The 24,823-nt window shown below is 71.9% G+C and carries 20 protein-coding genes and 1 pseudogene; 12 read left to right on the top strand and 9 right to left on the bottom strand.

Going from position 1 to position 24,823, the window contains the following annotated elements; genetic code table 11:
- Positions 1–161: 161 nt before the first annotated feature.
- Positions 162–572, bottom strand: coding sequence for an SgcJ/EcaC family oxidoreductase (locus tag AB0M28_RS02765; RefSeq protein ID WP_365396570.1), 411 nt, complete (start codon positions 570–572; stop codon positions 162–164).
- Between the two features lie 47 nt (positions 573–619).
- Positions 620–1,636, bottom strand: coding sequence for a sigma-70 family RNA polymerase sigma factor (locus AB0M28_RS02760; protein ID WP_365396567.1), 1,017 nt, complete (start codon positions 1,634–1,636; stop codon positions 620–622).
- A 282-nt stretch (positions 1,637–1,918) separates the two neighbouring features.
- Between AB0M28_RS02760 and AB0M28_RS02755 the strand changes: the two genes are divergently transcribed.
- Positions 1,919–2,749 (top strand): M55 family metallopeptidase, encoded by an 831-nt coding sequence (locus tag AB0M28_RS02755; protein WP_365396565.1) that lies wholly within the window; start codon positions 1,919–1,921, stop codon positions 2,747–2,749.
- 234 nt (positions 2,750–2,983) lie between these two features.
- Positions 2,984–4,336: a beta-xylosidase gene (locus AB0M28_RS02750; protein ID WP_365396562.1), complete on the top strand. Its 1,353-nt coding sequence runs from the start codon at positions 2,984–2,986 to the stop codon at positions 4,334–4,336.
- 71 nt (positions 4,337–4,407) lie between these two features.
- On the opposite strand, the gene AB0M28_RS02745 is transcribed toward AB0M28_RS02750, so the two are convergent.
- Positions 4,408–5,136: a hypothetical protein gene (locus tag AB0M28_RS02745; protein WP_365396559.1), complete on the bottom strand. Its 729-nt coding sequence runs from the start codon at positions 5,134–5,136 to the stop codon at positions 4,408–4,410.
- 286 nt (positions 5,137–5,422) lie between these two features.
- On the opposite strand from AB0M28_RS02745, the gene AB0M28_RS02740 reads away from it, so the two are divergent.
- Positions 5,423–5,986 carry a dihydrofolate reductase family protein gene (locus AB0M28_RS02740; protein ID WP_365396556.1) on the top strand — a complete coding sequence of 188 codons (564 nt, stop codon included), beginning with the start codon at positions 5,423–5,425 and terminating at the stop codon, positions 5,984–5,986.
- Between the two features lie 110 nt (positions 5,987–6,096).
- Here AB0M28_RS02740 and AB0M28_RS02735 read toward each other — a convergent pair whose 3' ends face one another.
- The 4 genes and pseudogenes from AB0M28_RS02735 to sigJ all read right to left on the bottom strand — a co-directional run bounded on the left by AB0M28_RS02735 (position 6,097) and on the right by sigJ (position 10,671).
- Positions 6,097–6,999 carry a geranyl diphosphate 2-C-methyltransferase gene (locus tag AB0M28_RS02735; RefSeq protein WP_365396553.1) on the bottom strand — a complete coding sequence of 301 codons (903 nt, stop codon included), beginning with the start codon at positions 6,997–6,999 and terminating at the stop codon, positions 6,097–6,099.
- Between the two features lie 14 nt (positions 7,000–7,013).
- Positions 7,014–8,093 (bottom strand): annotated as a pseudogene (locus AB0M28_RS02730) (family 2 encapsulin nanocompartment cargo protein terpene cyclase); the annotation flags it as partial.
- Between the two features lie 76 nt (positions 8,094–8,169).
- Positions 8,170–9,582: a family 2B encapsulin nanocompartment shell protein gene (locus tag AB0M28_RS02725; RefSeq protein ID WP_365396550.1), complete on the bottom strand. Its 1,413-nt coding sequence runs from the start codon at positions 9,580–9,582 to the stop codon at positions 8,170–8,172.
- Between the two features lie 135 nt (positions 9,583–9,717).
- Complete coding sequence (sigJ, locus tag AB0M28_RS02720; RefSeq protein WP_365396547.1) at positions 9,718–10,671, bottom strand: RNA polymerase sigma factor SigJ; 954 nt, start codon at positions 10,669–10,671, stop codon at positions 9,718–9,720.
- A gap of 261 nt (positions 10,672–10,932) precedes the next feature.
- On the opposite strand from sigJ, the gene AB0M28_RS02715 reads away from it, so the two are divergent.
- A complete protein-coding gene (locus tag AB0M28_RS02715) occupies positions 10,933–12,381 on the top strand; it encodes an MFS transporter (RefSeq protein ID WP_365396544.1) in 1,449 nt (482 codons plus the stop codon).
- A 62-nt stretch (positions 12,382–12,443) separates the two neighbouring features.
- Positions 12,444–13,064 (top strand): hemerythrin domain-containing protein, encoded by a 621-nt coding sequence (locus tag AB0M28_RS02710; RefSeq protein WP_365396541.1) that lies wholly within the window; start codon positions 12,444–12,446, stop codon positions 13,062–13,064.
- 145 nt (positions 13,065–13,209) lie between these two features.
- Here AB0M28_RS02710 and AB0M28_RS02705 read toward each other — a convergent pair whose 3' ends face one another.
- Complete coding sequence (locus AB0M28_RS02705; protein WP_365396539.1) at positions 13,210–14,697, bottom strand: MDR family MFS transporter; 1,488 nt, start codon at positions 14,695–14,697, stop codon at positions 13,210–13,212.
- 249 nt (positions 14,698–14,946) lie between these two features.
- On the opposite strand from AB0M28_RS02705, the gene AB0M28_RS02700 reads away from it, so the two are divergent.
- The 7 genes from AB0M28_RS02700 to AB0M28_RS02670 all read left to right on the top strand — a co-directional run bounded on the left by AB0M28_RS02700 (position 14,947) and on the right by AB0M28_RS02670 (position 23,786).
- The gene (locus AB0M28_RS02700; RefSeq protein WP_365396536.1) at positions 14,947–16,383 is read left to right on the top strand and encodes a family 43 glycosylhydrolase; all 1,437 of its coding nucleotides are present in this window, start codon (positions 14,947–14,949) and stop codon (positions 16,381–16,383) included.
- A 68-nt stretch (positions 16,384–16,451) separates the two neighbouring features.
- Positions 16,452–17,792 carry an extracellular solute-binding protein gene (locus AB0M28_RS02695; protein ID WP_365396533.1) on the top strand — a complete coding sequence of 447 codons (1,341 nt, stop codon included), beginning with the start codon at positions 16,452–16,454 and terminating at the stop codon, positions 17,790–17,792.
- A gap of 77 nt (positions 17,793–17,869) precedes the next feature.
- Positions 17,870–18,727, top strand: coding sequence for a sugar ABC transporter permease (locus tag AB0M28_RS02690; protein ID WP_365396530.1), 858 nt, complete (start codon positions 17,870–17,872; stop codon positions 18,725–18,727).
- Positions 18,727–19,632, top strand: a complete 906-nt coding sequence (locus AB0M28_RS02685) for a carbohydrate ABC transporter permease (RefSeq protein WP_365396527.1) — start codon at positions 18,727–18,729, stop codon at positions 19,630–19,632. The genes AB0M28_RS02690 and AB0M28_RS02685 overlap by 1 nt, the downstream gene beginning before the upstream one ends.
- Before the next feature lie 5 nt (positions 19,633–19,637).
- Complete coding sequence (locus AB0M28_RS02680; protein ID WP_365396524.1) at positions 19,638–20,663, top strand: LacI family DNA-binding transcriptional regulator; 1,026 nt, start codon at positions 19,638–19,640, stop codon at positions 20,661–20,663.
- A 70-nt stretch (positions 20,664–20,733) separates the two neighbouring features.
- Positions 20,734–22,245 (top strand): glycoside hydrolase family 32 protein, encoded by a 1,512-nt coding sequence (locus AB0M28_RS02675; protein WP_365396521.1) that lies wholly within the window; start codon positions 20,734–20,736, stop codon positions 22,243–22,245.
- Between the two features lie 5 nt (positions 22,246–22,250).
- The gene (locus AB0M28_RS02670) at positions 22,251–23,786 is read left to right on the top strand and encodes a glycoside hydrolase family 32 protein (protein WP_365396518.1); all 1,536 of its coding nucleotides are present in this window, start codon (positions 22,251–22,253) and stop codon (positions 23,784–23,786) included.
- Here AB0M28_RS02670 and AB0M28_RS02665 read toward each other — a convergent pair.
- Positions 23,707–24,759: a tyrosine-protein phosphatase gene (locus tag AB0M28_RS02665; protein ID WP_365396515.1), complete on the bottom strand. Its 1,053-nt coding sequence runs from the start codon at positions 24,757–24,759 to the stop codon at positions 23,707–23,709. The genes AB0M28_RS02670 and AB0M28_RS02665 overlap by 80 nt on opposite strands.
- Between the last annotated feature and the right edge of the window lie 64 nt (positions 24,760–24,823).

Raw genomic sequence — 24,823 nt, 5'->3', positions numbered from 1 at the left:
GCGGGTTGTGACTCATCGGTCACGATCCGCGCTTTTGGTTTGCGGCGGGGCCGACCGGTGGTCGTGAGGCGATGGCGTGAAGCCCCTGTGTCGTCGGCCTCGTGCTGGGGCCTTCTCCTTCAGAGGCTTCACGTGGTCTTCAATCGGTTATGGCAAGGGGCTCAGTTCCCGGGCGCCTGCACTGGGCTGTTGTGGTAGGCGGCGATCCGCCACTGGCCGGCTCGCTTCTCGAGGACCCAGGTCGCGTTCACCTTGGCCGCGTCCGGTACCTCGGTCTGGCCGGGGAACAGGATGCCGGATTCGCTGATGACGATCGCGGCGTCCTGGCCCACGAAGCGCAGGCTGAGCTGCTTGTTGTGGGTCGAGGTGTCCTTGAGGGGTCCGTCGAAGGCCAGGGCCATGCTGGCGCGGATGGCGTCGCGGCTGTCGCGCAGTGAGCCGGTCATGATGGCGGTCGCGTCCGCGGTGTAGTCGGCGACCATGGCGTCGGCGTCGCCGGCCTCCCAGGCCTTGTAGGAGGCGACCAGAACGGCCTGGATGGCGGCCGTGTCTGCCGCGCGGTTGTCTGACATCGAAGGTCTCCCTTATGAGCGGTTCGCCGGGCGCTCCGGCGAACTCGTCAGTACATACCGGCGGCCGGGCCGGAACTGTTCGCGTCCGCGGCCGGGAATTCTCCGGGGTCCAGTGCGGTGGCCAGACCGAAGGAGGCGAAGACCTCGGAGTCCTGGAACACCGAGTTGCGGCTGATGCCCTCGGCGGTGACGGTGAAGATCTGCAGGGTGTGCAGCTCGTAGTGGTCGCCGACGCGTCGGTAGGCGGCGAACCCGTGCTGGCCGTTGGCCGCGACCGCGGCCAGACGCCAGTTTGTTCCGGCCGCCTGGAAGACCCACTCCATGAACAGGCCGTAGTTGTCCGGGCCGGCGAACCAGTTGATCATCGGCGGCATCTCCATGATGACGTCCTCGGTCAGCAGCCGCTTGAGGCCCTCGACGTCGGCCCGCTCGAACGCCTTCATGTACCGCTCGACCCAGGCGCGCTGCTCGGCCGCGGACGGCTCGGCGAGGCGTTCCGGCCGGGCCTCGACGTCCTGCACCCGGGTACGCGCCCGATGCAGGGAACTGTTCACCGAGGCGACGGTGGCGCCGAGGATCTGGGCCGCCTCGGACGCGGAGAAGCCGAGCACGTCACGCAGGATCAGCACGCCGCGCTGACGCGCCGACAGGTGCTGCAGGGCGGCGGCGAACGCCAACCGCAGACTGCTGCGGTCGACCGCGGCAGCGGCCGGATCACCCGCGTCCAGCAACGCGTCCGGCAACGGCTGCAGCCAGACGGCGTTCTCGCCCCGCACCAGTGGCCCGAGCGGGTCGGAGGCCGCCACCAGCCCCGACGGCAGCGGCCGGCGGCCGCGGACGTCCAAGGCCGTCAGGCAGACGTTCGTCGCGATCCGGTACAGCCAGGTGCGCAGAGAGGCGCGCGTCTCGTCGTACTGCTCCCGTGCCCGCCACGCCCTCAGGAACGTGTCCTGGACCAGGTCCTCCGCGTCATGGGCCGAGCCGAGCATCCGGTAGCAGTACGCCAGCAGCTCCGTCCGGAACGGCTCGAGCAGCCGATCGAAATTCCCGACCTCCGCCGACATGCCCCCGCCCTCCGACACTCCACCCGCGGCCACTATAACCAGCGCCCAGGCGGGCGGCCGGTCCCCCCTTCGCCGTAACTGAGCGACGGCGAGGGAGAGTTAGGGTCTGCCCTCGGGGCGACTGATCCACTCCAGGACGCACCGCCCCGGGCTGACCGCACGTCCCGGACCCCGCGTCTCGGGATCCGGGGGTTCGGGACGTAACCTGCCGGTCGGCGTCGTAGGCACGCGATCGTGGTTGGCCATGACGGCGGCCCGGGGTCTAGGCAGGGAGCGCAGAGCATGAAGATCTTCATCTCCTCCGACATGGAGGGCACGGCGGGCGTCGTGGACTGGGACCAGTGCCGGCCCGGTGCGGGCGACTACGAGCACTACCGCGGTCTACTGCAGCGCGAGGTCAACGCGGCGATCACCGGCGCGCAGGCCGGCGGAGCGCGGCGGTTCCTCGTGAACGACTCGCACGGCCGGATGGCCAATCTGCGCCCCGAGCAGCTCGCCGGCCGGGCCCGGTACCTGTCCGGGCGGCACAAGCCGCTGTACATGATGCAGGGTCTGGACGAGACCTTCGACGGGGTCTTCTTCGTCTCCTACCACGGCTCGATGTCGTGCCCGGGGGCGGCGCTGTCGCACACCTACAACCCCCTGGCCATCAGCGAGGTGCGGCTGAACGGCGTGATCGCCGGGGAGAGCGGCATCAACTCCCTGGCCGCCCTGGGAGTGGGTGTCCCGGTCGTACTCATCACCGGCGACCGCGCCACCGCCGAGGAGATGAGGCCGTACAGCCCGGGCGTCGCCACCGCGGTGGTGAAGGAGTCCCTCAACCGCTTCGCCGCCGACAGCCTGCACCCCGACGACGCCTGCGCCGTCATCGAGCAGGCCGCGCGCACGGCGGTGGAGACCCTGGAGCACGCCCGGCCGCCGCAGATCACCCTCCCGGCCACCCTGACGGTCCGCTTCCGCAACCCCGACCTCGCGGAGATGGCACACTGGATCGAGGGCGTGGAACGCGACAGCGACGAGGCGACGGTCGTCCATCTGACGGACGAGGACCCGCTGCGGCTGTTCCGCCGGTTCGTCACGGTGGTGGTGCTGACGCGGGGCATCGCGGAGTAGCGGGGCCTCGGGGACCCCCCGTCGGAGGCCGTGCAGGTGGCACGCGGCTGCCGCCAGCTGGTGTTTTGTCATTCGGTGAGCATGTGGGGCGGGTTCGACCGGGCAATCTGACGCTTCATCAGATCCGTCGTTTCGGCTGTCTTGACTTCTTTCACCCGGCGATCGTCAATGGCCGCCCGTGGGCACAGCCGGACCCGTGAGCCGCTGTGCCCCCACCCGCAGGAGGGGGCGAACATGGCAATCCCGCGTTCACCGGGGCGCAGACGCACCGGCCGGCGACGCCGTTGGACCGCGGTGCTGGGGGTGGTCGCCCTTCCGCTTGCCGGGGGTGGGCTCCTCGCCCCCTCCGCCGCCGCGTACGGGACCGCGTCGGTGGCGGTCGACTTCCCGACGCACTGCGTACCGCCGGCCATCGCCGGTCTCCCGCCCATCGACGGCACCACGACCGCCGAGATCACCGTCGACGACCCCGCGCCCGAGGTGGGCGACACCGTCACGGTGACGTACAAGGTGCTCAGCCCGGCGGCCGGCAATCCGGTCGACGTCGCGCTGCCCGCCGACATCATGACGCCCACCGGCACGGTCACGCTGACCGGGGCCCAGACCGGCTCCCTCACCGTCGCCGGCCCGAGGAAGAACGCGCCGGTGCCGGGCCTCGGGGCGTTCCCGCCGTTCGAGATGACCGGCACCTTCACGGTCACCGCGCCGGGCGAGATCAGGCTGTCGCCCGGCGACTACAACATCCACACCAGCTACCTCCTCGAGCTGGACACCCCGTGCACGGTGACCGACCCGCCCGCCCCCGTCTCCGGGACGGTCACCGCGACGGACGGCGGGGACCCGGTCAACACCCGGGCCATCACCCTCAGCGCCGCCTTCGGGAAGGCCGGAGAGCGCGTGACCGTCACGGGCGCCGGCTTCAGCCCGGGTGCCGACGTCACGGTGGCCGGCTGGAACGGCGCCGTGCCGACGGCGGACCGCATCACCGCCAAGTCCACGTCCACGGGCACCTTCACCTTCCGGCCCCGGATCAACGACCCGGCGACCGTCGGCATCGTCGCGTTCGAGGGCACGGCCTGGGATCCGGCGAAGGGTGCGGGCCCGGCCGCGTACCGCCTCATCGCCGAAGTGCCGCCGCTGAGCCAGCGCGTCGACGCGTCCGTCACGGACGGCGCCCTGTCCATGACCCAGGCCGGGGACACCGTCACGTTCTCGCCGGTCGACTTCGGCACCGGCGGCCCGTCCACGGGCGGTCTGCGGACGGTCACCGTCAAGGACTACCGCGGCGGTACGACGGGGTGGTCCCTGACCGGCAGCGTCACCGACTTCGCCGGGCCGGGCACGGCAAGCATCGACGCCGGGAGGCTGAGCTGGACACCGGCCTGCGCGGCCGCGCCGGGCAGCCCCAGCGTATGCGTGCCGGGGTCGCCCGGGCCGGTCGGCGGCTCGGGGGCGACTCTGGCGTCGGCCGCCGACGGGCCCTTCACGGGCGGGGAGTTCACGGTCGACGCCGGTCTGTCGGTGGACGTGCCGCGGTTCACGCCGCCCGGCGCGTACTCCGCGGTGCTGACGCTCACCCTGGCCTGACGGCGTACCGCTCCGGCGCCGGAGCAGCCCGTCGTGGGGCTCCGGCGCCACAGCGTCACCGCACGCCGCGCCTACTGGGCGAAGGTGAGTGCCGCGGCGGTCAGATAGCCCACGACGGTGGCCAGGCCCGCGAGCCGGCCGCCATGGCGGAAGGACTCCGGCATCATCGAGTCGGTCAGCATGGTCAGCACCGCCCCCGCCGCGAACGCCTCCGCGTACACCCCCTGCGCCGGCAACTGGTCCGCGAACACATAGCCGACGCCCGCGGTGGCGGCGCAGCCGACCGTCAGCCAGGTCCACATCGTGAAGACGGTGCGCCCGCTGTACCCGGCCGCCCGGAGGCTGGCCGTGCCGGCGATCCCCTGGGGGATGTTGGAGACGGCGATGGCGACGAGGAAGGCCAGGTTGACGGCGCCGCCGAGGGCGAGTCCCAGACCGAGGATGAAGGCCTCGGGTACGCCGTCGAGCAGGGCGCCCAGGAACATCGCCGCGCCGGAACCGCCCGCGGAGGCGTCCGCGATGCGCTGCCGGTCGGTGCCGCCGCGGCGGTCGATCACGGCGTCGCAGACCAGGTACACCGCGGCGCCCAGCAGCACCCCGGCCCCGATCTTCAGGCCGTCGCCGAAGTTCGACGCCGGGATCAGTTCGTACGCCACGGCGCTGAGCAGGGTGCCGGCGCCGAACGCCATGACCAGGCCGGTGGCCCGGGCAGCGCCGGCCATGGGCTTGGCGAGGGCCTGCCCCAGATACAGCGTGGCGGAGGACACCGCACCCCAGAAGACCGCCTGCCACACGCTCATGAGCCCCCTCGCCAGGCGGCCCAGCGCGCCGCAACGCGATCACGCTAGGTCCCGCGTACAACTCCCCCGCAGGACCACACCGGTCAACCGCGCGACATCACCGCATCCGGCGAAACGAGCGATCGCCGGACGATACGACAAGGGCGAAGGGCGTCGACCCGGCAGCGCGAACCGCCTCGCGCGGTAGCCTCGCCGGTCGACCGGCCGGGGAACCCCGCGAGTCGCGATCAGTTCCGCGGCCTTCGGCGGTCGTACTGTCGATAGCCCTGACCGAGGAGGAGGCCCAATGCGCAGCGTGACCTATTCGATGAACGTCTCACTGGACGGCTACATCGTCGGACCGGACGGCGACTTCAACTGGTCGGAGCCCGACGACGACGTCTTCCGTTTCTGGATCGAGGAGATCCGGGGGGTCGGCGTCCACGTGATGGGGCGGCGGCTGTACGAGACGATGCTGTACTGGGAGACCGCCGCCCAGGATCCCGGGCTCGACGACGCGCAGCGCGAGTGGATCTCGTTGTGGAACCCGCTGCCCAAGGTGGTGTTCTCCCGCACGCTGGCGGCGGTGCAGGGCAGCGCCCGCCTCGCGTCCGGCGGACTGGCGGAGGAGATCGAGCGGTTGCGGGCCGAGCCGGGAGAGGGCGAGATCGCGATCGGCGGCGCGACGCTCGCCGCCGAGGCGTCCGCACTTGGTCTGATCGACGAGTACCGGACCGTCGTGTATCCGGTGCTGGTCGGCGGTGGCATTCCGTACTTCCCGCGGGATGAGCGCCGGGTGGATCTCGCCCTCGTGGAGACCCGGGCTCTGACGTCGCAGGTCGCGTACCTCCGCTACCGCGTGGCGCGCTGACTGATCGCCACGCTCGCGGTCCGGCGGGGGCTGGAGCGGAGCCTCGCCCCGTCCAGCCCCCGTCCGGCGTGAGCGCCGGTGGCCCGCGCGCGTGAGCACCGGCCGCCGGATCAGACGCGGTCGGCGGCGATCAGGAGGTACTGGAAGGACCCGTCCCGGTACGAGTTGATGAACGCCTCCTCGATCCCGGTGACCAGGGACGACGTGGCCCTCAGCTCCCAGTAGGGCAGGGTCGCGGCGGTCAGGTCGACGACCGCGTTCGGCACGAGGCGGTTGTCGGCCATGGCGCGCAGGTACTCGCGGCGGGAGTGGATGTTGCACTCGAAGTGCGCGTTGATCTGGGAGACCCACTTCGAGGGCTGGCCGTAACGCGGGTTCCAGCAGCCGGTGATGGTCACGTAGCGGCCGCCGGCCCGCAGGATCCGGGAGTGCTCCGCGAAGAGGTCGGGCAGATCGACGTACATGCTCGACTCGTTGTTCCACGACGCGGCGGCCTGCCCCGTCCCGAAGGGCATGTCGAGCATGTTGCACACGCGGGCCCGGACGCGGTCCTCGATCCGCAGGTCGCGGGCGCGGCCGTTGGCGAAGTCGGCCTGCTTGGCGGAGAGGGTGACGCCCTCGACTGAGCAGCCGAACCGCTGGTGCGCCATGACCATCGAGCCGCCCCGGCCGCAGCCCGCGTCCACGACCGTGTCGCCGGCGCCGACGGCGCCCAGATGGTCCAGGAGGACCTCGGCCTGCGCCGATTCGAGGCGGTGCAGTTCGGCGATCAGCCTCTTCTCGTACTCGCTGTCGGAGGCCGCGCCCAGGGCCGCGCGGTCCACGTCGCCGATGCCGTAGTGATGGTGGTAGAGCCCGTCGACGTCGCCGAGCCGCAGGTTCACGGGCCTGGCCTCCTGGTCCCAGTAGCGGGCGATGTCCCCCTGGTAGGGCGACGCCGGGGCGGGGACCACGGCGGAGGCGTTGCGGGCGGTGGTGGGCTCGGCGATGGCGGCGTGCTCGGTGGTGCTCACAGAAAGATCCGTCCTTACCAGAAGTCGGGCAGGCTGTAGCGGTAGGTGTTGGTCCGGTGCCAGTAGTGGTTGCCGTCGAGCCATACGGCCACTCCCCGCAGGAAGCGCAGCACGGCCGGGGCGGGGCAGGCGGCGGCCAGGGCGGCGGCCTCGGCTTCGAACCCGTGCATCAGCTCGTTGTGGACCTCGACGGCCTTCAGGTACGCCTCCCGGTCGGAGAGGCCCTCGCGGTCGGCGATCACCACGGGCAGGTTCAGGTGCCGGCCGGGACCGGCCAGCTCCTTGGTGTAGGAGTACAGGTCGTTGACGATGGTGGTGGCGTTGCCGGCGAGGGCGATGACCCGCTGCATGGCCGGCTGGGCCTGCAGGTCCGCGGGGAGTTCGTAGCCGCCGACGGTGTCGGTGATGGTGGGACAGGGGCGGAAGTTGTTGAACTGGCGCATCGCCAGGTACTCCCACACCTCGGGCATGTGGTCCGTCTGCGCCCAGGCGGCCTCCGCGAGGTAGCCGAGGTGCAGCCGGGCCATGTCGTGCCGGTACCGGTCCGCCTGGGAGGGGGTGGCCGCGTGGAGGAAGTACGCCATGGCGGAGCTGTACGCGCGCCGGGGGGCGTCCGACCGGAGCGACCCGGCCCACGCGGGCTCGTACTCCTGCGTGGTGTGCAGCGGATCGAGAGCCGTGTGCGCCAGCAGGAGCCGGCCGCCGAGGCCGACGGGCGATCCGCCGTGGTCCTCGCAGTAGCGGTCGTCCAGCACGTTCTCGGCGACCATCAGCCGGGCGGCGATCATCAGGTGGTCGTCGGTGGGGGCGTCCGGATGGCAGGCGACCATGTAGCGGCCGACAGAGAAGCCGTCGAACTGGTCCTCCCACTCCGGGGGATACGCCTGGACCTCGTCGACCGCCCAGGTCTTGATCCTGCGGCCGACCTCCGCGACCCGGGCCGGGTCGGGTTCCGCCACCGGGTGGTGGTAGAGGCCCGGGACCGGGTCGCCCGGCTCGGGTGCGCCGGGCTCCTCGACCGGCGGACGGGCCCGCGGGGCCAGGTGCAGGCTTGCCGTGCCGAGGCCGGTGGGGCCGGACAGGAGCTGGGCGAGGGCCTGGGCAGGCTGCCGCTGCTCGGCGGGGTCCTGCGCGATGAGTTCGTCTGGCTCGGGCATCCCTGGCTCTCCCCTAGTCGCGCCTGCGGGCGATCTGCACGTTCTCCAGTACGCCGAGCGCGTCCGGGACCAGGATGGCGGCGGAGTAGTAGGTGCTGACCAGGTACGAGGTGATCGCCTGCTCGCTGATGCCCATGAAGCGCACCGACAGCCCCGGCTCGTACTCGTCGGGCAGCCCGGTCCGGCGCAGGCCGACGACGCCCTCGTTGTCCTCGCCGGTGCGCATGGCGAGGATCGAACTGGTGCTGTCCCTGCCGATGGGGATCTTGTTGCAGGGCAGGATGGGGACCCCCCGCCAGGCCGGGACCTGCTGTCCGCCGAGGTCGACGTGGGCCGGATAGAGCCCGCGGGCGTTGAACTCCCGGCCGATCGCCGCGATCGTCCGGGGGTGGGCGAGGAAGACCTTGGTGCCGCGGCGCCGGCAGAGCAGCTCGTCCAGGTCGTCCGGGGTGGGCGGGCCGGAGTGGGTCTGGATCCGCTGTTTGAACGCGGCGTTGTGGAGCAGACCGAACTCCCGGTTGTTGACCAGCTCGTGCTCCTGGCGCTCGCGCAGCGCCTCGACGGTGAGCCTGAGCTGCTCCTCGGTCTGGTTCATCGGCTCGCTGTAGAGGTCCGCGACCCTGGTGTGGACGCGCAGCACGGTCTGCGCGACGGAGAGTTCGTACTCGCGCGGATGGAGCTCGTAGTCCACGAACGTGCTCGGCAGCTCCACTTCTCCGGCGTGGCCGGCGGACATCGCGATGTCCGCCTCGCCGTGGCGGTTCTGCCGGGGGCGGGGCACCGAGCGGAGCTGTTCGAGGTGCGCCTGGAGGCCGGGTGCGGCGGCCAGTACGGCGGCGAAGTCGGCGCGGGACAGGGTGAGCTGGGTGCCGGCGGTCTCGGCGACGGCGGTGTGGTCGTAGACGGCGTCGGCGTCCATCAGGGCGCTCTCACCGAACCGGTCGCCGTCGGCGAGTACCGGGCCGTGGACCTCCTCGCCGTACTTGCCGGCGGCGGTCTGGCCGATCCGGCCGTGGGCGATCAGATGGATCTGCTCGGCGGGCGCGCCGCGCTCGGCCAGCACCTCGCCGGCGCGGAAGTCGCGCTGGACGCACCGGTCGGCGATCGCGGTCAGCACCTCGAGGTCGTCGAAGCCGCGCAGCAGGGCCAGTTCGCCGAGTTCCCGGGGGATGACCCGGACGCGTCCGCCGTCCTGGACGAACTCGACGACCCCGTCTCCGACGGTGTGGGTCAGCCGGCGGTTCACCCGGTAGGTGCCTCCGCCGACCTCCACCCAGGGCAGTGCCCGCAGCAGCCACCGGGAGGACTTCCCCTGCATCTGCGGGGCGGACTTGGTCGTGGTGGCGAGGTTGCGGGCGGCCGCGGTGTCGAGGCTGGACTGACGGGTCGGGTCCGGCGGCGCTGCCGGGCTGGTCTCAGCGGTCATCGGGCGGGCTCTCCTTCGCGAGGGTGCAGAGGACAGCATTGGCCGGTGCGCCCCGTTCAACGCGTACGGAGGCCGGAGTTACCCCGATGAAGTGAGCCTGACGGCGCCGTGTTTAGCCCGGCCCGCGGCGGGCTGTCATCCCTGTCCGCCCCCCTCGTCCGGTGCCGCGTCCGGTGCGCCGGAGGCCGCGTCGTCCCGCAGTCCGCCGAGCTTGTCGGGATTGCGCACGATGTACACGTCGGAGACCTGCTCGCCGTCCGGGGTCAGGTCCATCACCATGACCGCGATCGGCGCGTCGTCGGCGAACACCACCGCCGACGGGTCCCCGTTGACCGTGCGGTACCGCACCTCGAAGCCCTCCCGGCGGCGACCCGCGTAGCCCGTGAGTATCCGCGTCACCTTCTCGCGGCCGCGCACCGGGCGCAGCGCCGTGCCGCGGGCCTTGCCGCCGCCGTCGGTCCACACCGTCACGTCGGGCGCGAGGATCCGCATCAGCGCCTCGACGTCACCGCCCAGCGCGGCCTCCACGAACCGCCGCGTGGCCTCCTCCTGCACCCGGGGATGGGCCGGGTAGCGCGGGCGGCGCGCGTGCACGTGGCCGCGGGCGCGGTGCGCGAGCTGGCGGACCGCGGCGGGGGTGCGGCCCAGCATCCCGGCGATCTCCGGGTGCGTGTAGCCGAACACCTCGTTGAGCACGAACACCGCCCGCTCCAGCGGGGTCAGGGTCTCCAGGATCACCAGCAGCGCCATCCCCACCGACTCGCCGCGCAGGGCCGGCTCGGCGGCGTCCGGCGCCTCGTCGGTCGCCAGCGGCTCGGGCAGCCACGGACCGACGTACGACTCCCGGCGGCGGCGCACGGCGGCCTGCCGGGCCAGGGCGTGGTTGACGGCGATCCGCACCAGGTAGGCGCGCGGATTGGTGATCGTCCCGGGCCGCCGCCCGGCCCAGGACAGCCACGTCTCCTGCAGGACGTCCTCGGTGTCGGCGACGCTGCCGAGCATGTTGTAGACGATCGAGAACAGCAGCTCCCGATGGCCCAGGAAGACCTCGGTCGGCTCTGACGTCTCCGGCGCCGGGCTGTCCGGCATGGCATCCCTCCGGTCGTTCGCTTCGCACCGCCACGGGCGGCGGCTGACTCTCCGTACGGCGGCGCCGGGCGGCGTCACCGGCCGCTCCCGCACTCACGAGCAAGAGCGATCCGATCTCCGGAGTGTGACGTCGTGGGCCGCCGTGTGGTCCATGTCTCATCCGCCGCGGCCGCTGTCACACCCCGGACCGTCCCGTCGCTCCTGGGTTCCGTAAGCCCGGGCACACCACCAGTGGCCCGGCCGGATCCGGAGAGAAGACGCATGCTGAACAGACTGAGGCGGCTCCACGGCAACCCCTGGGCGATCCTGATCGCCCTGTCGCTGGGGTTCTTCATGACCCTGCTGGACCTCACGATCGTGAACATCGCGATCCCCGACATGACCGAGGACCTCGACGCCTCCCTGGACGAGATCCTCTGGGTCGTCAACGCCTACACCCTCGCCCTCGCCGTACTGATGATCACCGCGGGCCGCCTCGGCGACCTGCGCGGCAAGCGGAACCTGTTCACCGCCGGAGTGGCGCTGTTCACGCTGGCCAGCCTGGCCTGCGGGCTGGCGCAGGACGCGACCCAGCTGATCGCGTTCCGGGCGGTGCAGGGCCTCGGCGCGGCCCTGCTGATGCCGCAGACGCTCTCGATCATCGCGGACGTCTTCCCGCCGGACAAGCGCGGCAAGGCCATGGGCGTCTGGGGCGCCGTCGCCGGCATCTCGGGGGCGCTCGGCCCGATCATCGGCGGAGCCCTCATCAACTCGCTCGACTGGCGGTGGATCTTCTACGTGAACCTGCCGCTGGGCGCCCTCGTCCTGCTGCTCGCCGTGCTGATCATCCCGGGCGGTCAGCGCCCGGTGCGCCACCGCCTCGACCTGCCGAGCACGGCCGTCGCCTCCGCCGCGCTGTTCTGCCTAGCGTACGCCCTGATCGAGGGGGAGCGCTACGACTGGAACGGCTGGATCTGGGCGCTGCTGGGCGCGGCCGCGCTGCTGCTGGCCGGCTTCCTCGGCTACGAGCGCAGCCGGCAGGACAACGAACCCCTCCTCCCCCTGTCACTGTTCAGGGACCGCAACTTCAGCGTCATCAACTTCGTCGGTGTGACCGTGTCGTTCGGCATCGTCGGCATGCTGCTGCCGCTGACCATCTATCTGCAGTCCGTGCTGGGCTTCAGCGCGCTGAAGTCCGGCCTCGTGCTGCTTCCCATGGCACTCGGCTCGATGGTGACGGCCGGTCCCGCGGGCGCGCTCACGGACCGGATCGGCGGCAAGTACATCCTGATGGGCGGGCTGCTGGCCTGGGCCGCGGGACTGTGGTGGATCGTGCTGGCCGCCGAGGCCGGCTCCACCTGGACGGACGTCGCCCCCGGGCTCGGGCTGGTCGGACTGGGCGCCGGCTGCACGTTCGTACCCATGGCCACCGAGGTCATGCGCCATGTGCCGGCGCGGCTGTCGGGCGCCGCGTCCGGCGTCAACAACTCCCTCCGGCAGGTCGGTTCGGTGGTGGCCGGCGCCGTCATCGGCGCGGTGCTGCAGTCCGGGCTGGCCTCCGCCGGGGGCGCGCCGGACGGTCAGGACTTCGTGGACGCCATGGGCCCGACGATCGGCGTCGCGATCGGCGTCGTCCTCGCCGGCGCCGCCGCCTGCCTGTTCGTCAGGCGCCACACCGGGCCGCCGGCCGACGCGCACGGCCTGCCGGTGGCCGAACCGGAGCACGTATGACGGCCGGCGCACAGCCACTTGGCGACGGCTCACCCTCCCCCGCACCCCACAGGAGCACCCACATGCCCGAGATCGACTTCACGATGATGTACGTCACCCACGACGCCTTCCGCCGCGATCTGGACCGCCTGCTCTCCGCGGCCCTGACCGGCACCGCCTACACCCCCCGGGTCCGGGCGGGCTGGGAGAACTTCAGGGCCCAGCTGCTGCTGCACCACACCGTCGAGGACACGGCCCTGTGGCCGCGGGTCGAGGCCCGGCTCGGCGGCGCGGCGGAGGGTCTGCAGCTGCTGGCCGAGATGGAGGAGGAGCACGGCCGGCTCGACCCGCTGCTGGCCGTCGTCGACGACGCGTTGCGCAACGGCGCGCCCCTGCTGGTGGAGCAGGTCCAGGCGCTGCGCGAGACGCTGGTGCTGCACCTGGAGCACGAGGAGCAGAGCGCCCTGCCGCTGATCCAGGACGTGCTGCCGCCCGCCGACTGGCGCGCGTTCGGCGCCGCCATGCGCGAGGCGCAGGGCATGAAGGGGGCGGCGGTGTACGTGCCGTGGATCGTGGACGGTATGGGAGGCGACGACCGCAACCGGTTCCTGGACCGGATGCCGATGCCGGTACGCGTACTCAACAGGCTGCTGTGGGAACCCCGCTACCACCGGCGGGGGATGTGGCACGCGCCGGCGGTCTGAGGGTGGCGCACCGAGCGCACCGAGCGCACCGGGCGCGCCGGGCGCACCGGCGTGCTGTCGCGCGGCCCGGTGACGCACCGGGGCCGACGTGCCCCGGGCGCGGTGCCGGCGGCACCGCGCCCGGGGCTCGTCCGGTCTCCTCCGGTCAGGCTTCCTTGGCCGCGACCGGGACGTCCTCGGCCGGGTGGCCGTCGGGCGCCTCGTGGGCGGCAGCGGCCGGAAGGCGCTGGGGCAGCCTCGCCGCGATCACGATCGTCAGCACCGAGAGGGCGGCCGCGGCCCCGAAGCCCAGCTTCATCCCGCTCACCTGGGCGGGGACCGCCGCGACGCCGTCCGCGATCAGGCCGCTCGTACGGGACGACATCACGGTCACCACCAGCGCCGTGCCGAACGCCGCCGCGACCTGCTGCAGCGTGCCGAGCATCGAGCTGCCGTGGGCGTACAGCTGCGGGGGCAGCGCGCCCATGCCGAGCGTGAAGATCGGGGTGAACATCGCCGCCAGGCCCACCATCAGCAGCACGTGCAGGCCCAGGATCTGCCAGTACGGCGTCGTCATCGAGATCTGGCTGTACCCGGCGAGGGAGAGCGTGATCGCGACCGAGCCGGGCAGCACCAGCAGCCGGCTGCCGAACCGGTCGAACGCCTTGCCCACGGACGGGCCCAGCAGGCCCATCGCCAGACCGCCCGGCATGACCAGCAGACCGGTCTCCAGCGGGCTGAGGCCGCGAATGTTCTGCAGGTACAGCGGCAGCAGGATCATCGAGCCGAGCATCGTCAGGAACCCGATGGCCATCACGGCCAGGGACAGGGTGAAGGTGGCGTGCCGCAGCGTGCGCAGGTCCATCAGCGGCGTGCCGGTGCGCTGCAGCCTCAGCTGGCGGAACACGAAGACGCCGATGGCCGCGACGCCGGCGACCGCGATGCCGATGCCGAGCCCCCGCCGGTCGCTGTCGCCGACCAGGCTCAGGCCGTACACCAGTCCGCCGAAGCCGAGGGTCGCCACGCCGACGCTGAACCAGTCGATGGACGTGACGTGCGGTTCGCCGATGTCCTCCAGCTTGCGGAGCCCGAAGACGGTCACCGCCGCCGCGATCGGCAGGACGACGGCGAACAGCAGCCGCCAGGAGCCGGCCTGCAGGATGATGCCCGACACGGCGGGGCCGAGCGCGGGCGCGACGGACATCGCCAGGGTGACGTTGCCCATCACCCGGCCGCGGTCCTGTTCGGGTACGACGGTCATCAGCGTGGTCATCAGCAGGGGCATCATCACGGCCGTGCCGCCGGCCTGCACGATGCGCCCGGCCAGCAGCACCGCGAAGGTCGGCGCGAGGGCCGACAGGACGGTGCCCGCGAGGAACGTGCCCATCGCGATCGCGTAGGCGCGGCGGGTGGTCACCCGCTGCAGGAACCAGCCTGTCACCGGGATCACGGCGGCCATCGTGAGCATGAACGCGGTGGACACCCACTGCGCGGACTGCTCGGTGACGTGCAACGACTCCATCAGCCGCGGGATCGCGTTGATCATGATGGTCTCGTTGAGGATGACCACGAAGGTGGCGAGCACGAGCAGCCGCACCACCATCGGTGTGCGGCCAGTCCGCACGGCCGGACGGTCGGGTATCGCAGCTGACATGTTCCTACCTCGCTGAAGGGTTGCGGTCGGTTGCACCGGGTGAGACCGGCGGGCGCACCGGAAATCATCGGCCGCGCCGAGTGTTCCTCACGCGGCCGATGATTTCCTCCCCATTTCCCACCCGGTCCGGCGCGTCCCAACTCCGGCAAGTCGCCCTCCGCTGGCTGGAATCGGATCGTGCTCAAACGCTTGACCAGATGTAACACGACCTTTACGCTCCTGCTCAAACGTTTTAGCAAGGGGGTCGTAGTGCAGCACCGTGTGTTCTTCCAGCCGACCGACGGCTGGGTGGGGGATGTCATCCCGTTCGAGCAGGACGGGGAGCTGCGGCTCTTCTATCTGCACGAGCGGCGGGAGACGCCGAAGCCCGGCACTCCCTGGTCCCTCGTCACCACGCGCGATCTGGTGAACCTCGAGGACCACGGCACCGCGCTCCCGCACGGCACACCGGACGACGCCGACTTCAACGCCTACACCGGCAGCGTGGTGCGGGACGCCGACGGCGTGCACCACCTCTTCTACACCGCGCAGAACCCGGCCCGTACCGGCGCCGACGGCCTGCCGCTCCAGCTGGTCGCGCACGCCACCAGCACCGACGGCGCGCGCACCTGGGTCAAGCACCCCGGGCACACCTTCGGCGCCCCCGCCGGCTACGAGAGCGCCGACTGGCGCGACCCGTACGTCTTCCGCGACGAGCGGCACGGCGTGTGGCGGATGCTGATAGCCGCCCGGCACCTGAGCGGACCCGAGCGCCGGCGCGGCGTGATCGCCCAGTGCGTGTCGGACGACCTGGTGCGCTGGACGCCCGCCGAGCCGTTCTGGGACCCGCGCCGCTACATCACCCACGAGTGCCCGGAGGTCTTCCGCCTCGGCGACTGGTGGTACCTGGTCTACTCCGAGTTCTCCGAGTCCTTCACCACCCGCTACCGGATGGCCCGCGGCCCCGAAGGCCCCTGGCTGGTGCCGGACCGCGACACCGTCGACGGCCGCGCGTTCTACGCCGCCAAGTCCGCGGAGCTGAACGGCCGCCGCGTCTTCGCCGGCTGGATCGCGACCCGCGAGGGCGGCACCGACGACGGCGCCTGGCAGTGGGCCGGCACGATGTCGCTGCTGGAGGCCGTGCAGAATCCCGACGGCACCCTGGGCTTCCGGATCCCCGAGGAGATCGTCGCGGTCTTCGACCAGGAGCTCCCGGCCGGCATCCCGCCCACCGCGCTGGACGCCTCCGACGGTTACGCCGACACCGTCGGCACCGAACCGCTGCCCGCCCAGTACTACGTGCGCGCGGAGCTGGACATCGCCCCCGGCACCACCGAGTGCGGTCTGCTGCTCAAGGCGAGCGCGGACGGCGACCGCGGCTACCGGATCCGGCTGGAGCCGAAGCGCGGCCGCCTCGTCCTGGACCGCTGGCCCCGCCGCGGCACCGGCGACGCCCAGTGGCAGATCTCCGGCGACGTGCCCTTCCAGCTCGAACTGGAGCGCCCCGCCGACCTCGGCGGCGGGTCCCACGTCCTCGAGGTGCTCGTCGAGGGCGACATCGCCGTCGTCGTCCTGGACCGCCAGGTCTGCCTCAGCACCCGGCTGTACGACGACACCCACGACCGGCTGGGTGTCTTCGCGGGCGAAGGCTCCGTGAAGGTCCGCGACCTGCGGGTGCGCCGGCGCACCGCCACCACCGACGCGTAGACCCGTACACCCGTACGCCAACACCCGTAAGCCCGTATGCCCGTAAGCCCGCACAAAGGAGAACGCCGATGAAGAGAGTGCTCCGTTCGGCCTGGGTGACGGCCGCCGTCGCCCTGACCCTCACGGTCGCCGGATGCGGCGGCAGCGGCGGCGCCGACCCCGGGGACGTGAACCCGTCGGGCAGCGTCAAGCCGCGGGAGATCTCCTGGTTGCTCTCGCGCCCGGCGGACGGCGCGGTCATCCGGACGATGACCGAGCTGGCCGGCGAGTACGCGCAGGACCACCCGGGGTTCAGGCTGAACCTGATCACGACCCCGGACCGGCCGTCGTACATCCAGAAGTACGAGACGCTCGCCGCGGCGGACAAACTGCCCGAGCTGTTCGACACCGACGCCACACCGTTCGCTCAGAAACTGGCGAAGCAGGGCCGGATGATGGACGCCGCGAAGCTGCTGGAGAGCCTCGGGGTGTACGACACGTACCGCAAGGCGGCGCTGGACTACCAGCGGTTCGACGACGGCTCGCTCTACATGATCCCCTTCGAGTACCAGCTGGAGTTCTTCTGGTACAACAAGGCCCTCCTCGCCAAGGCCGGCGTCGGCGTGCCGAAGTCCCTCGACGACTTCCCCGCGCTGTGCACCGCGCTGCGCAAGGCCGGTGTCACGCCCATCGCGCTGGACGGCCAGGACCAGTGGCCGCTGGAGCGGTACGCCGCCTACCAGCCGTTCCGCACCGACGGGTCGTCGTATGTGCGCGATCTGAAGAAGAACGGGGCGAAGTTCGCCGACCCGGCCGGTGAGAAGGCCGCGAAGTGGCTGAGCGACCTGGGCAGGGCGGGCTGCTTCGCCGAGGGCTTCTCCTCCACCGGATACGCCGACGCCCAGAACCAGTTCACCACCGGCAAGGCCGCCGTCTACAACATCGGCACCTGGGAGCTGGCGAGCCTCGCGACGGACAAGCTCAACCCCGCCGTACGCGACGACGTCGACTTCTTCACCCTCCCGACGACGGCCGGCTCGGCGACCGCCGCCGACGAGTTCGTCGCCCCCTCCGGCATCGGCATGGCGGTCAACGCCCGTACGTACGACCCGCTGGTGCGCGACTTCCTGAAGTTCGCGCTCACCGAGTACCCGCAGCGCTACGCCGCCACCGGCGAGCTGTCCCCCACGACGAACGCCGAGACCACCGTCCCGGCGAACGCCACGCCCCTCTACCGGCGTGCGGTCGACGCCGCCGACGAGGTGGGCGACGAGCTCGCCATGCCGTGGGACACCCAGCTCGACCCCACCACCAACACCCGGCTCCAGCACGAGCTGGTGCTGCTCGTGCAGGGCGACGTCACGCCGGCCGAGTTCGTCTCGACGATGGACGACGCGCTCGCACAGAACGCCCCGAAGTACTTCAAGTGATCAGAGCCGTCGGGGGTCCGCGCCGCGCGCCCGGACCCCCGCCCGGAAAGGCCGCCATGCTTCCCAACCGCTCCAAGTTGTCGGTAGCAGTCTTCCTTCTCCCACCGCTGCTGCTGTACGGCGCCGCGGTGCTGCTGCCGATCGTGCAGTCGCTGGTGCTCAGCTTCTTCTCCTGGGACGGCATCACCGACATGGAGTTCGTCGGGCTGTCGAACTACCGGTACCTGCTCACCGGCGACAGCACCTTCTGGACGACGTTCACCAACCAGCTCGGTTACGTCGTGATCTGCCTGGTGCTGCAGCTCGGCGGCGGGCTGCTGGTGGCGAGCCTGCTGAGGTCGCTCACCCGGGGCCGCGAGGTCGTCAAGGTGCTGTACCTGCTGCCCGCCGTGATCTCCACGATCGCCATCGCGTTCCTGTTCCAGCGCGTCTACTCGATGGAGCCGGTGGGCCTGCTCAACGAACTGCTGCGCGCGGTGGGCCTGGGCGGCCTGGAGCGGCCGTGGCTGTCCGACACCAGCACCGTGCTGGCCGCGGTCTCCGCCCCCGAGGGCTGGCGGTTCATCGGCCTGTACACGGTCATCCTGTACGCGGCCCTGCTCACCGTCCCCCGGGAGATCGAGGAGGCGGCCCGGCTCGACGGCGCGAACGCGTGGCAGATCTTCACCCGGATCCGCTTCCCGTACATCCGCCCCGTGTGGCTGACCACGACGATCATGGCCACCACCTACGCCCTGCGCGGGTTCGACATCCCGTACCTGCTCACCAACGGCGGCCCCGGCCAGTCCTCCGAACTGGTCACGACCCATATGTACAAGACCGCCTTCACCAGCACGGACTTCGGCTACGCGAGCGCCATGTCGGTGTTCATCGTGGTCGAGTGCCTGGTCGCCGTCGGTCTGATCCTGCTCGTCCTGAGGCGGAAGGCCGTCTGATGTCCACGCAAGTCCTCCCCCGCACCCCCGCCCCACCCGCGGACGGCCGCCCGGCGGCGCCGCGTCCGGCCCGGCGGCGGCCGGACGTCCCCCGGGTGCTGTCCCGGGTGGTCGTCTCGCTGCTGGTCGTCGTCCAGGTCTATCCGCTGCTGTGGCTGTTCCTGACCAGCGTGCGCGACGAACAGGACTTCGCCTCCGGCAACCCGTTCGGACTGCCGACGTCGTTCACCCTCGACAACTTCTCCCGGGCGTTCGAGCAGGGCGACCTCGGCCGGTACATCCTGAACAGCCTGATCGTCACCGCGGGCGCGAACGTGCTGATCGTGGTGTGCGGCATGATGGGCGCGTACGCGATCCAGGTGCTGGGCTTCCGGTTCTCCCGGGCGGTGCGCGGCATGTTCCTCGTCGGGATCATCGTGCCGGTGCAGATCGCGCTCGTACCGCTGTTCATCGACTACACCGAGGTCGGCCTGCTCGACACCTACCCGTCGATGATCATCCCGCTGGCGGGCTTCTCGCTGCCGATGTCGGTCTATCTCTTCTCGTCGTTCTTCGAGTACATCCCGCGCGAGACCTACGAGGCCGCCTCGCTCGACGGGGCCGGGCCGTACCGGGTCTTCCTGCGGATCACGGCGCCCATGTCGGTCAACACGATCGTCACCGTCGTCATGGTCAACAGCATCTTCATCTGGAACGACTTCGTCTTCGCCAACACGTTCGTGCTGTCGGAGGACCTGAAGACGATCCCCCTCGGCCTGCAGAACTACATCGGCGCGATGGGCAAGACCGACTGGACGGCGACGTTCGCCGCCGTCTGCGTGACGGTGACTCCCCTGCTTCTTGTCTTCCTCGTTCTCAACAGGGCCATGATCTACGGACTGGAGAGCGGAGCGAACAAGGGATGAGTCGGATGGACGAGAGCTCGCCACGTGCCGTGACCATGCGCGACGTCGCGCAGGCCGCCGGGGTGTCGGTGTCGACGGTGTCGCACGTCGTCAACAACAAGAAGGGCGCACGGATCGGCAAGGACGCCTGGGAGCGGGTCCAGCGCGCGATCGAGGAGCTGGGGTACCGGCCGAACGCGATGGCCAAGGACCTGGTGAAGGGCCGCTCGCGGTTCATCGGCCTGGTCGCGGACGCCATCGCCTCCACCCCGTTCGCGGGGCAGATCATCCGCGGCGCGCAGGACGAGGCGTGGCGGCACGGCTATGTGCTGCTCGTCGCCAACACCGAGGGCAACGAGGCCGCGGAGACCGAGGCCCTCGCCATGATGCTGGAGCACAAGGTGCGCGGCGTCCTGTACTCGGCCTGGTACCACCGGGAGGTCGAACTGCCCGCCGGGCTGACCGAGACGGACTGCGTGCTGGTCAACTGCTTCGCCTCGGACAGCGACATCCCCGCCGTCGTACCCGACGAGGTCGCCGGCGGCCGGCAGGCCGCGCGGATGCTGCTGGCCGCGGGCCACCGGCGGATCGGCTTCATCAACACCACCACCCCCTCCCCCGCCCACGACGGCCGGCTGCGGGGCTACCGCGAGGCGCTCGACGAGGCCGGGGTGCCCTTCGACCCGGCGCTGGTCGTCGACGCCCGGCCCGACCAGGAGGGCGGCTTCGAGGCCGTCGGCCGGCTCCTCGACCGGGGCGTGACCGGCGTCTTCTGCCACAACGACCGCGTCGCGATGGGCCTGTACGACGGGGTGCGCGAGCGCGGGCTGCGCGTCCCGGACGATCTGGCCGTCGTCGGCTTCGACAACCAGGAGGTCATCGCCGCCCATCTGCGCCCGCCGCTGTCGACCGTGGCCCTGCCGCACTACGAGCTGGGCCTTGCCGGCGTACGGCTGCTGCTGGGCCTGGACGAGCCGGCGCCCGGCGGCCGCGTCGCCGTCGACTGCCCGCCCGTGCACCGCTCCTCCGTGACCGCCGCCCCACCCGGATAGGGGCCTGTCTTCAAACTCCCGTCGTCCGCGCGGAGACAGGCCCCTAGCCCCGACAGGAAGGACCCGCACCGTGCCGAACCCCTCCCGACGCACCGTCCTGCGCGCCGCCACGGCCGCCACGCTGCTGGGCGCGGCCACCCGCGTCCCCGCCGCGGCGGCCGCAGGCCCGTCGCTGCGCGCCGTGTACCACCTGACGCCGCCGGCCGGCTGGCTGTGCGATCCGCAGCGGCCGGTGCACACCGGCGGCGCGTACCACCTGTACTACCTGCACAGCGCCGAGAACAACGCGCCCGGCTGGTGGCAGCACGCCACGACGACGGACAACGTCACCTTCACGGACCGGGGCACGGGCATCCCGATGGGGCCGGACTTCCCCGTGTGGACGGGCTCCGGCGTGGTCGACACGAACAACACCGCCGGCTTCGGGGCGGGCGCGGTCGTGGTCCTGGCCACCCAGCCGACCGGGGGCGACCGGTACGACCAGGAGCAGTATCTGTACTGGTCCACCGACGGCGGGTTCACCTTCACCGCGTACGGGCCGCCGGTCATATCGAACCCCGACCACAACGACTGGTTCCGCGACCCGAAGATCCACTGGGACGGGGTGCGGAACGAGTGGGTCGCGGTCATCGGGCGCTGGCAGTCGATGTGGTTCTACACCTCGCCGGACCTGATCCACTGGACGTACAAGTCGGCGTTCGGCTACGCGACGCCGAACATCGGCGGCATGGAGTGCCCCGACCTGTTCGAGATGACCGCCGACGACGGCACCAGCCACTGGGTGCTCGCCGCCAGCACCCAGGGCGACTACAGCGGGCTGCCCGACACGTACGCCTACTGGACCGGCACCTGGAACGGCACCTCCTTCACCACCGACAGCCCCGACCCGCAGTGGCTGGACTGGGGCTGGGACTTCTACGCGGCCGTCACCTGGCCCGACGTCGCCGCCCCGGCGACGAGCCGGTTCGCGATCGCCTGGATGAACAACTGGCACTACGCGGCCCGCGACGTGCCGACGGACGCCACGGACGGCTACAACGGCCAGATGTCCGTGGTGCGCGAGCTGCGGCTGGCCCGTCAGCCCGGCGGCTGGTACACGCTGCTCTCCCAGCCCGTCCCGGCGCTCCGCGACCACGTCACCCGCACCCTCCCCCTCGCCGACGTCACCACCTCCGGCAGCGTCGACCTGCCGTACCAGGGCACCGCCTACGAGCTCGAACTCGACGTCAGCTGGGAGCAGTCGACCAACGTCGGCGTGTCCGTCGGCAAGTCCGCGGACGGCAGCCGCCACACCAACATCGGCGTCTACCAGGGCAGCGTGTACGTCGACCGCGGCCCCTCCGACCGCCCGGCCTGCTCCTTCGGCGCGTACCGGCAGAGCAACGCGCCCATCGACCCGGCCGCGCGGCTGGTCCATCTCCGGGTGCTGGTCGACAGGCAGAGCGTCGAGGTCTTCGTCAACGCCGGGCACACCGTACTGTCGCACCAGGTGTACTTCGAGACCGGCGACACCGGGATCTCCGTGTACGCCGACGGGGGGACGGCCACGTTCTCCGGCATCACCGTGCGCGAGTTCGGCTGAGCGGCGTGTCCGGTCCCCACTTCCCCGCGGTCCATCCGCGGCCGCCCCGCCACTGGGTCAACGACCCCAACGGCCTGGTCTTCCACGACGGCCACTACCACGTCTTCTTCCAGTACAACCCGCACAGCGTGCGGCACCGGGACATGCACTGGGGCCACTACCGCAGCGCCGACCTGCTGCACTGGGAGGAGCTGCCTGTCGCGCTGGCGCCGACGCCGGGCGGCGACGACGCGGACGGCGTCTGGTCGGGCAACGCGGTCGACGACGGCGGGCGGCTGGTGGCGTTCTACTCCGCCCGGCGCGAGGACCGCTGGTGGCAGCCGGTGACGTCTGCCGTGTCGTACGACGGCGGGCTCACCTTCGCCAAGCGCCCCGGGCTGCTCGTCGCCGAACCCCCGCCGGGCACCTCGATGTTCCGCGACCCGTACGTCTGGCGGGACGGGGAGCGCTGGCGCATGCTCGTCGGCTCGGCCCTCACCGACGGCAGGGGCGCCGCCCAGCACTACGTCTCCGACGACCTGGAGCACTGGACGCACCTCGGCCCCTTCCTCGCCCGCGCCCCCGAACCGCTGCCCGGGGGCGGGGACACCGAGGAGGGCTGGGAGTGCGTGCAGTACGCGGCCTTCCCCGACGGCCGCGGCGTGCTGCTGCTCTCCGCATGGGACCCGGAGGGGGGCGCCGCCCGCACCGCCGCCTACGCGGGCCGGGACGACGGCACGTCCTTCACCGCCGGGACGCCCCAGCGCCTGGACCACGGCCCCGACTTCTACGCCCCGGCCCTGCTGCCCGCCCCCGACGGCCGGTGGCTGATGTGGGCCTGGTCGTGGGAGGCTCGCGACGCGGAGCGGGTGGGTGCGCCCAGCACCTGGACCGACGAGGCCGGCTGGGCCGGCCTGCTCACCCTGCCGCGCGAGCTGACCCTCGCCCCCGACGGCACGGCTCACCAGCGTCCGGCGCGCGAACTCCACGCCCTGCGCGGCGCGGAGACCGTACGGGCGGAGGGCGCCGCCCCGCCGGGCGCTCCGTACGACCTGGGGCCGGTCGGCCGCGCCTTCGACCTGGCGGCACGGCTGCACCGCTCGCCCGACGGCCGGTCCGCGTCGGGCATCCGCCTGGTGATGTCGCCGGACGAGTACCTGGACGTGGCGCTCGATCCGGCCACCGGCGATCTGGTCGCCGACCGTACGCACGCCTCGCGTTCGGCGCGGGCGCGGGGCGGTTCGTGGCGGATCCCGGGGGCGGCCGCGCCCGGCGGGTCCGCGGAGGTACGGCTGCTGGTCGACCACTCGATCGCGGAGGTGTTCCTCGGCACCGGGGAGTCGCTCACCCTGCGGTTCTATCCGCTGGGCGCGGATCCGTGGCGGCTGCAGGCCCGTACGACGGGGACGGGGGCCGCGCCGTTCACGGCCCGGGCGTGGCCGCTGTCGCCGGACCGTGCGCGCCGCCCCCTCCCCACGGCGGTCAGCCGGCCAGCAACTCCGCCTTCAGCCGGCCGACCTCCGCGGCGTCCAGGCCCAGGGCCTGCTTCTCGTACGCCGTGAAGGAGCCGTACGTCTGACGGATCTGCGCGAAGCCCGCGTTCAGGTACTCGGGGCGGACGTCCAGCAGCGGCTTGTACACCGCGGCCTGCGCCGGCTGGAGGGCGGCGAGGGCCGCGGCGTTGGCCTCGGCGCGGTAGTCGTTGGAGGCCAGGTAGTCCGCCATCACCGTCTCGCGCGGCACGCCGAGCGCGGTGAGCAGGGCGGCGCTCGCCCACCCCGTACGGTCCTTGCCGGCCGTGCAGTGGTAGAGCACGCCGGCCGCGTCGCCGTCGGAGAGGTCGGCGAACACCGTGCCGTAGGCGGCCTTCGCGGTGTCCGAGGTGACCATGGCCCGCTCGCCCTCGACCATCATCCGCTCGGACTCGGCGGGCGTCGTCGGCATGGTGAAGGAGCCGCCGCCCAGGACGTCCGCGACGACATAGCGGGCGCCCTCGGGCACGCGGTCCGGGGCGGCGGCGCGTTCGGACGTGGTGCGGAAGTCGTAGTCGGCGCTGATGCCGAGGCGGCGCAGCTCGGCCAGGTCACCGTCGGTCAGCCGGTCCAGGGCGTCGGAGCGGTAGACGGCGCCCATCCGCACCCAGCGGCCGTCGGTGGTGCGGTAGCCGCCCACGTCGCGGAAGTTGACGGTGCCGTCGAGCCTGATCAGCCGGTCGGCGAGGTGCAGCCCGCCGCCGTGGTCGGGGACGAGGTCGAACCACTGCCGGTCGGCGGCGGGCAGCCCCGTCACCGTGACCGTGCCGGAGGCGGCGCCCGCGGCGACGGTGCGTCCGCCCGCGCGGATCTCGACGCGGCGCACGCCGGGCGCCCGCCAGGCGATCTCGTACGAGCCGTCGTCCTGGGCCGTCACCGTCGCCTCGGTGAACGGGATGCGCTGCCCGTGCGCGGGGGAGGCGAGCGCGGTGGGCGCGGCGAGCAGGGCGGCGGCTGCCGAGAGCGTGCAGGCCAGGGCGGTGACACGTGTCAGTGAGGTCATGGCGGCATCGTTGGCGGGGCGGACGTCGGGCCGGCCAACCGCCGGTGAACGGGGCGCGGCGGGC

The organism is Streptomyces sp. NPDC051940, assembly GCF_040680895.1.
GTDB lineage: Bacteria > Actinomycetota > Actinomycetes > Streptomycetales > Streptomycetaceae > Streptomyces.
This window is presented reverse-complemented; position numbering and strand designations above follow the sequence as displayed.